The sequence below is a fragment of the Streptomyces sp. NPDC085524 genome (assembly GCF_044541755.1).
GTDB lineage: Bacteria > Actinomycetota > Actinomycetes > Streptomycetales > Streptomycetaceae > Streptomyces.
Genome location: NZ_JBITTH010000019.1, coordinates 54,390 through 66,277 on the forward strand (window position 1 = coordinate 54,390; position 11,888 = coordinate 66,277).

11 protein-coding genes are annotated in these 11,888 nt (G+C 70.6%); 2 read left to right on the plus strand and 9 right to left on the minus strand.

Going from position 1 to position 11,888, the window contains the following annotated elements:
- Positions 1-13 precede the first annotated feature (13 nt).
- From mscL to ACIGFK_RS27055, 8 genes are all read right to left on the minus strand, one after another.
- Positions 14-517, minus strand: a complete 504-nt coding sequence (gene mscL / locus ACIGFK_RS27020; RefSeq protein ID WP_376657468.1) for a large conductance mechanosensitive channel protein MscL — start codon at positions 515-517, stop codon at positions 14-16.
- Between the two features lie 123 nt (positions 518-640).
- Positions 641-1,162, minus strand: a complete 522-nt coding sequence (locus tag ACIGFK_RS27025; RefSeq protein WP_376657467.1) for a hypothetical protein — start codon at positions 1,160-1,162, stop codon at positions 641-643.
- 129 nt (positions 1,163-1,291) lie between these two features.
- Positions 1,292-1,846: a carboxymuconolactone decarboxylase family protein gene (locus tag ACIGFK_RS27030; protein WP_400053906.1), complete on the minus strand. Its 555-nt coding sequence runs from the start codon at positions 1,844-1,846 to the stop codon at positions 1,292-1,294.
- Between the two features lie 93 nt (positions 1,847-1,939).
- A complete protein-coding gene (locus ACIGFK_RS27035) occupies positions 1,940-2,419 on the minus strand; it encodes a hypothetical protein (protein ID WP_400053908.1) in 480 nt (159 codons plus the stop codon).
- Positions 2,420-2,609: 190 nt separating this feature from the next.
- On the minus strand, positions 2,610-3,443 hold the full coding sequence (locus ACIGFK_RS27040) for an S-methyl-5'-thioadenosine phosphorylase (RefSeq protein ID WP_376657464.1): 834 nt from the start codon (positions 3,441-3,443) through the stop codon (positions 2,610-2,612).
- A 90-nt stretch (positions 3,444-3,533) separates the two neighbouring features.
- Positions 3,534-3,851 carry an FmdB family zinc ribbon protein gene (locus ACIGFK_RS27045; RefSeq protein WP_386465010.1) on the minus strand — a complete coding sequence of 106 codons (318 nt, stop codon included), beginning with the start codon at positions 3,849-3,851 and terminating at the stop codon, positions 3,534-3,536.
- A gap of 67 nt (positions 3,852-3,918) precedes the next feature.
- Complete coding sequence (locus ACIGFK_RS27050) at positions 3,919-5,241, minus strand: MFS transporter (RefSeq protein WP_376657462.1); 1,323 nt, start codon at positions 5,239-5,241, stop codon at positions 3,919-3,921.
- A gap of 411 nt (positions 5,242-5,652) precedes the next feature.
- Complete coding sequence (locus ACIGFK_RS27055) at positions 5,653-7,140, minus strand: potassium/proton antiporter (protein ID WP_376657461.1); 1,488 nt, start codon at positions 7,138-7,140, stop codon at positions 5,653-5,655.
- A gap of 288 nt (positions 7,141-7,428) precedes the next feature.
- On the opposite strand from ACIGFK_RS27055, the gene ACIGFK_RS27060 reads away from it, so the two are divergent.
- Positions 7,429-10,263 (plus strand): penicillin acylase family protein, encoded by a 2,835-nt coding sequence (locus ACIGFK_RS27060; RefSeq protein WP_400053911.1) that lies wholly within the window; start codon positions 7,429-7,431, stop codon positions 10,261-10,263.
- Between the two features lie 13 nt (positions 10,264-10,276).
- On the opposite strand, the gene ACIGFK_RS27065 is transcribed toward ACIGFK_RS27060, so the two are convergent.
- Positions 10,277-10,888: a 5-formyltetrahydrofolate cyclo-ligase gene (locus ACIGFK_RS27065; RefSeq protein WP_376657459.1), complete on the minus strand. Its 612-nt coding sequence runs from the start codon at positions 10,886-10,888 to the stop codon at positions 10,277-10,279.
- Positions 10,889-10,982: 94 nt separating this feature from the next.
- Here ACIGFK_RS27065 and galU point away from each other — a divergent pair, with 94 nt between their 5' ends.
- The gene (gene galU, locus ACIGFK_RS27070; protein WP_376657458.1) at positions 10,983-11,885 is read left to right on the plus strand and encodes a UTP--glucose-1-phosphate uridylyltransferase GalU; all 903 of its coding nucleotides are present in this window, start codon (positions 10,983-10,985) and stop codon (positions 11,883-11,885) included.
- Positions 11,886-11,888: the final 3 nt, after the last annotated feature.

The following is an 11,888-nucleotide window of genomic DNA, read 5'->3' on the forward strand; positions in this document are numbered from 1 at the left end:
GCCGGCGGGCCCGTCAGAACGCGTCGCGCGATCCCGGAGCGACGCTCGTGCCGTTGGCGCCGCCGGTCCGCTGGGCGACCAGGTTGTCCCGGATCTCCTTGAGGACCTCCAGCTCGGTGATCTCCATCGTCTCCTGGACGCCCTCCCGGGCCTTGCGGCGCTGCTCCTGCTTGGCGAGGTACTTCGCCATCGGCAGGACCATCAGGAAGTACACGACCGCCGCGGTGATCACGAAGGTCAGCGTGGCGTTCAGCACCGAGCCCCAGAGGATCTCGACGCCCGTGGGCTGCCCGTCCTTCCCGATCTCGCACGGCGCCTTGATGCAGGTCTTGTAGCCCTCCAGGCTCTTCGTGCCGACCGCGCCCACGACCGGGCCGATGATCCCCTTGACGATCGAGTTCACGATGTTCGTGAACGCGGCGCCGATGACCACGGCGACCGCCAGGTCGACCACGTTGCCGCGCATCAGGAAGGCCTTGAAGCCCGCCAGGACGCTCTCCTTCTTCTTCTCGCCCACCACTGAGCCTTTCTTCGAATCTGCCGAACACGGAGTCAACGGTTCCGAAAGCTACGGCAGTCCAGGCCCGGCGTGTCCAATCGACGCCCACTTGGAGGTGACTTGACTGGGCGTGCGTGCGAATCAGCACAACGTCACCGCCAGCCGCGCCACGGAGCCCGCCCCCACGAGATCCCGTGCGGTGTCCCGGGGCACGGACAGGACCACGAGGGCCCCACCGTCCCCGACACCCTGGTCGGGATCCGGCACTTCGGCAACCCGGGCCCCCGCGGCCACCACCCGGGGCGGCCCGGCGCGCTCCGCCGCCACCACGTCGACCCGGTCTCCGGGCCGCAGCAGCCGCACCGTCGCCGCGTCCGCGATGCGCACCGGGGCGGACACCGTCCGCACGGCGGCCTGCGGCGGGGGCTTCGCCTCCGCCGGCGCGGCGACCCGCGAGGCCCGGGCCTCCGTCCCGCCCACCGCCAGGGCCGCCGCCGCGACCGCGAGCCCGGCCGCTGCGGCCCGCCGCCTGCGCCGCAGGACCCTGCGCAGCCGGTCCCCGCCCCGCCCCACACGGAGCGGCGGGAACTGCGGGACCGTGCGCGCGGGGGGACATGCAGAAGAGAAATGGATCGAGGAACTGGTCGCATCGGTACGGGACATGAGGAACACCGCCAAGCCGATCGGGTGCCGTGCCCGGACCCTGCGCCCGGACACGCCCCACGATCCGGCCTCCCGCCGGATCCCGCTCCGGCCTGTGGACGGCCCCCGCCCTGTGGACGACGCCGTCACTCACACGGGGGTGACCGTGCACGCCTCCGCGAAGCCCTGGCTGGTCAGACCGAAGGCGCTGTTGACGCGCGAGCGCCAGTTCTCCAGCGCGACCACAGCGGTGAGCTCGACGAACGCCGCCTCGCCGAGCCGCGCGATCAGCTCCGCGGCGAGCTCGTCCGTGACCGTCGGCTCGGTCTCCGTCATGGCCTCGGCGTACTCCATGACGAGCGCCTCCAGCGCGGTGAACGCCTCACGGTTCTCCCGCCACTGCGGGACCAGCTCGATCTTCCGCGCCGACAGGCCCTTCTCGCGGCCCTCCCAGTAGCCGAAGTCCATGCACCACGAGCAGTTGATGCGGGCTGCGGCGGCCATCACCGCGAGGTGCCCCAGCCCGGCGTCGAGGGCGTTCCACTTCGCCGCCTGCTGTTCGAGGCGGACGTACGAGAACAGCACGCGCGCGTTGTGCCCGTACGCCTGGCCGGGGTTGAGCACCTTGCCGTAGGTGCGGCGCGAGTACCAGGCGCCGATGCGCATGAGGAGGGTGCGGGGCGGGTTGAGCGAGATGCGCGGCATGGCTGTCGTCTCCCGGGAAGCGGTCTCGGTGGGTCCTTCACCAGTGAGGACCGGACAGCCCCCCGGAATGTGACAGCCTCCGGGAAAATCCTTCTACGCGGCCCCGGGCGCGATCCCGAGCGCGACGAGCAGCCGGTCGGTGAGGTCCTCCGCGAGGGCCTCCTCGCCGGTGAGCGCGGCCCTGACGCCCGCCGCGTCGGCGGTCAGCCCGGCGGCGGCCGCCCACGCGAGCGCGCCGGCCACGGCCGGATCGACCGGGTACCGGTCGAGCGGCATCCCGTAGCCCTCGGCCCGTTTCCGGTTCAGCAGGGCCTTCCAGCGGCTCCCGAGCGGGGTGACGGCCTCGACGAAGCCGACGTCGCTGTCGAGGTACGCCACCGTGAAGACGGGCTCCCCCGTCTGCCGCGCCACCACGGTGCCGCCGCCCACGGGCCGGTCGGCGTACTGCACCGCCGCCCACTCCCCGGCCAGGTCCTCCCCGTGGCAGGCTTCCTCGAAGCCGGCCGCCCCGGCGATGCCGAGCAGCTCTGCCGCAGCGCAGCGGGCCACGATCATTCCCCCGGAATTTCCCATGCCCGGACGGTAAGGCCCGCCACCGACAGCTGGTGCTGTGGCCGGAAAGGTTCACCGGGTCACGGCGCCCGGCACGGCACCTCGCCGCGTTGTCGGACCACGCAGGTACGTCCAGTACGAGACGTGGCCCTCCGCCTTGCGATGCACCGCACCGGACACCGCGACCCGGCAGACCCTTCCGGCCACAGCGCTAGGGAAGCTCGATGCCCAGGTCCCAGCCGTCGTGGGCGTGGGTGCACAGGCAGTCCCGGGACTCCGTCTCCGGCAGGGCGGCGACCGCGTCGAAGAGGACCTTGCGCAGGCGGCCCACGTTCTCGCCGAACACCTTCAGGACCTCGGTGTGGGAGACGCCCTCACCCGTCTCGGCGCCCGCGTCCAGGTCGGTGACCAGGGCCATCGAGGTGTAGCAGAGCCCCAGCTCGCGGGCGAGGACGGCCTCCGGGTGGCCCGTCATGCCGACCACGGACCAGCCCGCCGCCGCGTGCCACTGCGATTCGGCGCGCGTCGAGAAGCGCGGGCCCTCGATGACGACCATGGTGCCGCCGTCCACCGCGTCCCAGCCCTGCTCCCGGGCCGCCGCGAGCGCCACGGACCGGCCCACGGGGCAGTACGGGTCGGCGAAGGTGGTGTGCACGACGTTCGGGACGCTGCCGTCGGGCAGCGGCTCCCCGTCGAAGAAGGTCTGCGCACGGGACTTCGTACGGTCGACCAGCTGGTCCGGGACGAGGAGGGTGCCCGGTCCGTACTCGGCCCGCAGGCCGCCCACCGCGCAGGGGCCGAGCACCTGGCGGACGCCGACCGAGCGCAGGGCCCACAGGTTGGCGCGGTAGTTGATCTTGTGCGGCGGGACGGTGTGGGTGCGCCCGTGCCGGGGCAGGAAGGCCACCGTGCGGCCCGACAGCTCGCCGACGTAGAGGGAGTCGCTCGGGGGTCCGTACGGGGTGTCCACCTGTATCTCGGAGACGTCCTCCAGGAAGGAGTAGAAGCCCGAGCCGCCGATGACACCGATCTCTGCGTTCGCCATGCAGGTCACCCTAACGGGGTCCACCCGGGCATGCCCGAGGCCCCGCTGCCCGGGAGGGCTGCGGGGCCTGAGGGAAAGGCGATCGGACGGTCAGGCCGCCGAGGTGGAGCCGGTGCTGCTGCCCGAGCTCGACGACGTCGAGGAGGACGAAGCGGCGGGAGCTGCGGCGGCGGTGGCCGTCGTGGACGACGGCGTCGACGACTTCGAGGCGGGGGTGCTGCTCGACGAGGCGCCGCGGCTGTCGTTCCGGTAGAAACCGGAGCCCTTGAAGACGATGCCGACCGCGGAGAACACCTTCTTCAGGCGTCCGTCGCAGCTCGGGCACACGGTCAGCGCGTCATCGGTGAACTTCTGCACGGCCTCAAGGCCCTCACCGCACTCGGTGCACTGGTACTGGTAGGTCGGCACGAATTTCCTCCTGGCACTCTGACTCAATGAGTGCTAACGACGCTCCATGGTGACGTATTCCGGCGTTTCAGTCCACCGTCACCGGCACGCGGTGACCCATCCCACGCTCGGTCGCCGTGTTCCGGATCACCTTCGGGGCGACCGGGGCGGACGACTTCACGATCCGGCTCGGGGCCTTCGGGGCCAGCTTCCCGCGCAGCAGCAGCAGCGTGGTCAGCGCGAGAACGGTGGCCGCCGCGGGCACCAGGAAGCCGTACGAGGACCCGTGCGCGTCCGTCAGGCGGCCGGCCAGGGTCACGGCGATGGCCTGCCCGAAGGCGATCGAACCGGTCAGCCAGGTGAAGGCCTCGGTCCGGGCGTTCGCGGGGACCAGCTGCTCGACCATCGTGAAGCCCGTGATCAGCGCCGGGGCGATGCACAGGCCGACGACCAGGCCGAGCGCGCCCAGCAGGACCGCCGAGTGCGCGGCCCACAGGACGGACACGACGGCGGTGAGGCCGACGTAGCCCAGGATCAGCCGGCGGCGCGGTCCGGTCTTCCAGGTGATGGCGCCCATGGCGATGCCGGCGATCATGTTGCCGGCGGCGAAGATGCCGTAGAGCAGGCCGTTGGCCCCGGGGTTGCCGATCTCGTTGGCGAAGGCGGCGAGCGAGACCTGCATGCCGCCGAAGACGGCGCCGATCCCGAGGAACGCGAAGATCAGTACGCGCAGGCCGGGGGAGGAGAGTGCGAAGGCGCGCTTCTCGCCGGAGGCCGACGGGGCGTGCGGCTTGGGCTGGGTGGCCCGCTGGGCCGCGAAGAGCAGGCCGCCGAGCAGGGTCAGCGTCGCCTCGGTGAACAGGCCGGCCGCCGGGTGGACGCCGGTGCACAGGGCGGTCGCCAGGACCGGGCCGACGACGAAGGTGAACTCGTCGCTGACGGACTCGAAAGCGGCGGCCGTCGGCATCAGCGGCGACCCCTGCAGCTTGGCGGCCCAGCGCGCCCGGACCATCGGTCCGACCTGCGGCACCGAGGCGCCGGTGGGGACGGCGGCCAGGGCCAGCGCCAGTACGGGGGCGTCCATCAGCGCGAGCACCGCCAGGGCGCTGACGGCGGCGGCGTGCGTGAGGACCACGGGGACCAGGACGGCGCTCTGGCCGAAGCGGTCGGTGAAGATGCCCATCAGCGGCGCGGACAGCGCCATCGAGATGCCGGTGACGGCGGCGACGATGCCGGCGCTGCCGTAGGAGCCGGTGGTGTGCTGGACCAGGAGCAGGATGCTGATGGTCAGCATGCCGAAGGGGAGCCGGGCTGCGAAGCCGGGAAGTACGAAGCTGAGGGCGCCGGGCGTGCGCAGGAGCTGCCCGTAGCCGGGGCGGGCGGACTTGTCGGTCGTGACCGCGGATGTCACGGCCTTGCCTTTCCGCTGCCTGGTAGAGCGTCCCCGTCTGCGGACGGTGCTTCGCCTTGTGAGCGACCGCACCCGTACATGTGGGAGCCCCGAGAGCTGTCCTCTTGCGCAGAACCGAGTGATACCTGGGCGCCCACTGCGGGAGGGAGCCACGGCCGCTTTGCGGTCGCGCCAGCTCTGCGTCAGGCAGAGTTGGTTCGATGTGTTGTGCCTTCATCATACAGGGAGGGTGGCTACCAGGCCCTGTGATTACGGCGACAAGGGATGTCTTCACCTGCGATTAACTGGAACTTCGCATTCAGGAACCCCAGAAAGGCGGGTAAATCCGGGCAGGATCCATCGAAAACATCGAATTAGAGCGACGCTCTAACGCTGGGTGACATCCCTTGCGCCCCTTGCGCCCTTCGTGTCCTAGCGCCGGGCGGCGCCCCGCCCCGCTCCGTTGCCGGACCCGTTGCCCGTGCCCAGCCACCCCGCGAGCTTGCCGCCCCGGGCCACCGCCCGCAGCCGCGCCTCCGCCGCGTCCCGCACCGGGTCCGTGGCGACGACGAGCAGCTCGTCCCCGCGCCGCAGCACGGTCGACGGCGCCGGTACGAAGCTCTTCGCGTCCCGCACCACCAGGGTGACCGAGGCTCCGGCCGGCAGCCGCAGCTCGCTCACCTCCACGCCGTGCATCCGCGAGGCCGGCGGGATCGCGAAGGACAGCAGGTGTCCGCGCAGCTTCTCCAGCGGGGCGGACTCGATGCCGAGGTCGGAGGCGCCCTCGCCGGTGTCGCCGAGCCGCAGCTTGCGCGCCAGCCAGGGCAGCGTCGGCCCCTGCACCAGGGTGTAGACGACGACGAGCACGAAGACGATGTTGAAGACCCGTTCGCTGCCCTCGATCCCGGACACCATCGGAATGGTCGCCAGGATGATGGGCACCGCTCCGCGCAGGCCGGCCCACGACATCAGGGCCTGCTCCCGCCACGGGAGCCGGAAGGGCAGCAGGCTGACGAAGACCTCCAGCGGGCGCGCCACCATCGTCAGCACCAGCCCGATGATCACCGCGGGCCAGAAGTCGTTCACCAGCTCGTGCGGGGTGACCAGCAGCCCCAGCAGCACGAACATGCCGATCTGGGCGATCCAGCCGAGCCCGTCCGCGAACCCCCGCGTCGCCGGCCAGTGCGGCAGCTTCGCGTTGCCGAGGACCATGGCCGCCAGGTAGACGGCGAGGAAGCCGGATCCGTGCGCCAGCGCGCCGGCCGCGTACGCCACCATGGCGATGGCCATCACGGCGATCGGGTAGAGGCCCGAGGCGGGCAGGGCCACGTGCCGCAGCGTGTAGGCGCCCAGGAAGCCCACGGCCAGGCCGATGGCGGCGCCCAGCAGCAGCTCCAGCGCGATCTTGCCGACCAGGACGTACCAGGGGCCCACCGGGCCGACCGTCGCGAAGGCGACGACCAGGATCACGACGGGTGCGTCGTTGAAGCCGGACTCGGCCTCCAGGACGCCCGTGATCCGGGAGGGCAGCGGGACCTTGCGCAGTACGGAGAAGACGGCCGCGGCATCGGTCGAGGAGACGACCGCGCCGATCAGCAGGGCCTGGCGCCATTCCAGCCCGACCAGGTAGTGCGCCCCGGCAGCCGTCACGCTCACGCTGACCGCGACGCCCACCGTCGACAGCACGATCGCGGCCGGCAGGGCCGGCTTGATCTCTTTCCACTTGGTGCCCAGACCACCCTCGGCGAGGATCACGACGAGTGCGGCATAGCCGATGACCTGGGTCAGCTCGGCGTTGTCGAATACGACGTTGCCTATGCCGTCCTGGCCGATCGCGATGCCTATGCCGAGGTAGATGAGCAGGCTGGGGAGGCCGCTGCGTGAAGAGATGCGTACCGCCGCGACGGCGACGAGCAGCACGAGCGAGCAGACCAGCAGAAGCTCATTGAGCGTGTGGACAGTCAGTGGGCGACCCTTCCTCAAAGCGCACGGCGGAGCCGGTGGACCGCTCCTCCGCGCGACAGGTTCGGCAAGTAGTTCGTTACCTTACCTAATCTTTGACGCTCTCTTTACGTGATAACCACATTGTGAAACGTGTGTTTGCCCCTGTCCTCAGCACCTGGACCCCTGGCGGATCACCGGGACCGGTCCTGCGCCTATGGTTGCTCCCAGCACTCCCAGGACCACCCTGCCCCTCTAAGGACAGCGATGCCCGCCAACGAAACCGCTCCTCCCGTCAAGAAGAAGGGACGACGAGCCCGTCTGATCGTGCTCGTGCTGGTCCTGGCGCTCTTCGCGGGCCTCGGCTACGGGGCGTACTGGGCTGTGGACGGCGTGCGCGCTTCGTTCCCCCAGACGACCGGCTCCCTCAAGGTGCCGGGCCTGACCGGGACCGTCGACGTCAAGCGCGATGAGCACGGCATTCCCCAGCTCTACGCCGACAACGACGAGGACCTCTTCCGCGCGCAGGGCTTCGTCCACGCCCAGGACCGGTTCTGGGAGATGGACGTACGCCGCCACATGACCTCCGGGCGGCTCTCGGAGATGTTCGGCTCCGGCCAGGTCGAGACCGACGCCTTCCTGCGGACGCTGGGCTGGCGCCAGGTCGCGCAGGAGGAGTTCGACAAGAAGCTCTCGCCCGAGACGAAGAAGTACCTCCAGGCCTACGCCGACGGGGTCAACGCGTACTTGAAGGGCAAGTCCGGCAAGGACCTCTCCGTCGAGCACGCCGCGCTGAAGCTCAGCTCCGACTACAAGCCCGAGCAGTGGTCGCCGGTGGACTCGGTGGCCTGGCTCAAGGCGATGGCCTGGGACCTGCGCGGCAACATGCAGGACGAGATCGACCGCGCGCTGATGTCGAGCACGCTCTCGCCGGCCCAGATCGACGAGCTGTACCCGCCGTACCCCTTCGACCGGAACCGTCCGATCGTCGAGGGCGGCAAGGTCGAGGGCGGCAAGTACGCGCCGCAGGGCACCCCGGCGGGCAGCGGCTCCAAGGACGGCACCGGCGCAGGCACCGCCACCGGCTCGAACGCGACCGCCAACGGCGGCACCAACGGCACCGGCCTCGCCGACAACGCCACCGCCCAGGGCGCGACCGTGGGCCTGCGCACCCGGATGACCTCCCTCGCCAAGACCCTGGACCAGATCCCCGCGATCCTCGGCCCCAACGGCAGCGGCATCGGCTCGAACTCCTGGGTCGTCTCCGGCAAGTACACGACCACCGGCAAGCCGCTGCTCGCGAACGACCCGCACCTCTCCCCGCAGCTGCCCTCGGTCTGGTACCAGATGGGCCTGCACTGCCGCGCCGCCTCGGCCCAGTGCCAGTACGACGTGGCCGGCTACACCTTCTCCGGCATGCCCGGCGTGGTCATCGGCCACAACGCCGACATCGCCTGGGGCATGACCAACCTCGGCGCCGACGTCACCGACCTCTACCTCGAGCAGGTCAGGCCCGAGGGCTACGTCTACGACAACAAGGTGCTCCCCTTCACCACCCGCGTCGAAGAGATCAAGATCGCGGGCGAGAAGAGCAAGAAGATCACCGTCCGCACCACCAACAACGGCCCGCTGATCTCCGACCGCAGCGACGAGCTCGGCACGGTCGGCTCCCGCGCCCCCGTCGCCTCCTCGGCCCCCGACCGCGGCACCGGCTACGCCGTGGCCCTGCGCTGGACCGCCCTCGACCCGGGCAAGTCCATGGACGCGGTCTTCAAGCTCGACCGGGCCAAGAACTTCGACGACTTCCGCAAGGCGGCCGCCGACTTCGAGGTCCCCTCCCAGAACCTGATCTACGCCGACAACAAGGGCCCCAACGGCAACATCGGCTACCAGGCCCCCGGCCGGATCCCCGTGCGCGGCGCGGGCGACGGCCGCATGCCCGCCCCGGGCTGGGACCCCAAGTACGCCTGGAAGGGCACCCCGGGCAGCGCCACCGGCTGGATCCCGCAGAACGAGCTGCCCTGGGACCAGAACCCCCAGCGCGGCTTCATCGTCACCGCCAACCAGGCGGTCGTCGAGAGCGGCACCGGCGCCGGCAAGTACCCGAACATGCTGACCACCGACTGGGGCTACGGCGCCCGCAGCCAGCGGATCAACGACCTCATCGAGGCGAAGATCAAGGACAGCGGCAAGATCTCGACCGACGACATGCGCGCCATGCAGATGGACAACAGCAGCGAGATCGCCGCGCTGCTCACCCCGATGCTCGCCAAGATCGAGGTCAAGGACCCGGACGTGCGCTCCGCGCAGAAGCTGCTGGAGGGCTGGAACTACACCCAGGAGCCCGACTCGGCGGCGGCCGCCTACTTCAACGCCGTCTGGCGCAACATCCTCAAGCTGGCCTTCGGCGACAAGATGCCGAAGGAGCTGCGCATCGAGGGCAGCTGCATGAACGTCCACGACCAGAGCAGCGGCCCCAACGACGACCTGGCCGAAGTGGTCCGCGAATGCGGCATGCGCGGCAGCGACTCGGCGCAGCCGGACGGCGGCGACCGCTGGTTCGAGGTGGTCCGCCGCCTCGTCAAGGACGAGAAGTCGCCCTGGTGGGCCGCGCCCAAGAAGAACCTCACCGTCCCGGCGACCACCACCCGCGACGAGCTGTTCGCGCGGGCCATGGAGGACGCCCGCTGGGAGCTGACCGCCAAGCTCGGCAAGGACCAGTCCACCTGGAGCTGGGGCCGGCTGCACCAGCTGACCCTGAAGAACCAGACGATCGGCACCGAGGGCCCCGGCTTCATGCAGTGGCTCCTCAACCGCGGCCCCTGGAACCTGGGCGGCGGCGAGGCCACCGTCAACGCGACCGGCTGGAACGCCTCCAGCGGGTACGGGGTGACCTGGGTGCCGTCGATGCGGATGATCGTCAACCTCAACGACCTCGACAAGTCCCGCTGGATCAACCTCACGGGCGCCTCGGGGCACACGTACCACTCGAACTACACCGACCAGACGACGATGTGGGCCAAGGGCGAGCTGCTGGAGTGGCCCTTCGGCAAGGAGGCCGTCGACAAGGCGACGGTCGACACCCTGACCCTCAAGCCCTAGCGGCCCGCAGGTCTCAGAAGCGGAGCACCCCGGAAGGGGTGGCCACCGCCTGGACGGGGTGGTCGTGCGGTTCCTCCGGGACCCGCGCGACCACCTCGTCGTCGTAGAGGAGCACCACCAGCGCGGGATGCACCCCCGCGCGCTCCAGCCGCTCCAGCACCCGGTCGTACGAGCCGCCGCCGCGGCCGAGCCGCATGCCGCGCCGGTCCACCGCGAGCCCGGGCAGCAGCACGGCCCCGGCGCCGGTCACCGCTTCCGGCCCGAGCGCGGGGCCGGACGGCTCCAGCAGCCGCATCTTCCCGGGGTGCGCGGCCTCGGCGAGGCTCGCCGGACCCTCGTACACGGCCCAGTCGAGATCGTTGTCGGGCAGCAGCAGGGGCAGCAGCACCCGCTTGCCGGCCGCGCGCAGGGCGTCGAGCAGATCGCGGGTGCCCGGCTCCGTGCCGACGGAGACGTACGCCGCCACCGTGCCCGCACCGGCCAGTTCGGGCAGTTCCAGGGCCCGGCCGGCGAGCGACGAAGCCGCCGCACGGCAGGCATCGGGGGACAAGGCGCGTCGGGCGGCGAGGAGTTCCCGGCGCAGCTCGGCCTTGGTGGAGGCGGCGGTGTGCGGGTGCTCATTCACAGCGGAACCAAATTTCCTTTGCAATATGGACATAAGTGGATCTACCTACCGCGATCCCGTTGAGCGTACGGCGGAACCCACTATCGTTCTGGCCATGACTATGTTGCACCCCGTGATCAAGAAGGCCGTCATTCCGGCCGCGGGCCTCGGTACTCGTTTCCTTCCGGCGACCAAGGCGACCCCCAAGGAAATGCTCCCGGTTGTGGACAAGCCGGCCATCCAGTACGTGGTCGAAGAGGCCGTGGGAGCCGGACTCGACGACGTCCTCATGATCACCGGGCGTAACAAGCGTGCCCTGGAAGACCACTTCGACCGGAACTACGAGCTCGAGTCCGCCCTCATCGCCAAGGGCGACGACGACCGGCTGAAGAAGGTCCAGGAGTCCAGCGACCTGGCCACCATGCACTACGTCCGCCAGGGCGACCCGCGCGGCCTCGGCCACGCCGTGCTGTGCGCCGAACCGCACGTCGGCAAGGAGCCCTTCGCCGTCCTGCTCGGCGACGACCTCATCGACCCGCGCGACCCGCTGCTGCGTCAGATGGCCGACATCTACTCCCGCACCGGCGGCACCGTCATCGCCCTCATGGAGGTGGACCCGGCCAACGTGCACCTCTACGGCTGCGCCGCCGTCGAGGCCACGGACGAGGAGGACGTGGTCCGGATCACCGGTCTCGTCGAGAAGCCGGACGCCGCGGACGCCCCCAGCAACTACGCGGTGATCGGCCGCTACGTCCTCAACCCCGCGATCTTCGACATACTGCGGGAGACCGAGCCGGGCCGCGGTGGGGAGATCCAGCTCACCGACGCCCTGCAGAAGCTGGCCGCCGACGAGACCGTCGGCGGTCCGGTGCACGGCGTGGTCTTCCGGGGCCGTCGCTACGACACCGGGGACCGCGGCGACTACCTGCGGGCCATCGTCCGTCTCGCGTGCGAGCGTGAGGACCTGGGTCCGGAGTTCCGCACCTGGCTTCACCGTTACGTCACGGAGGAGATGTAGCAC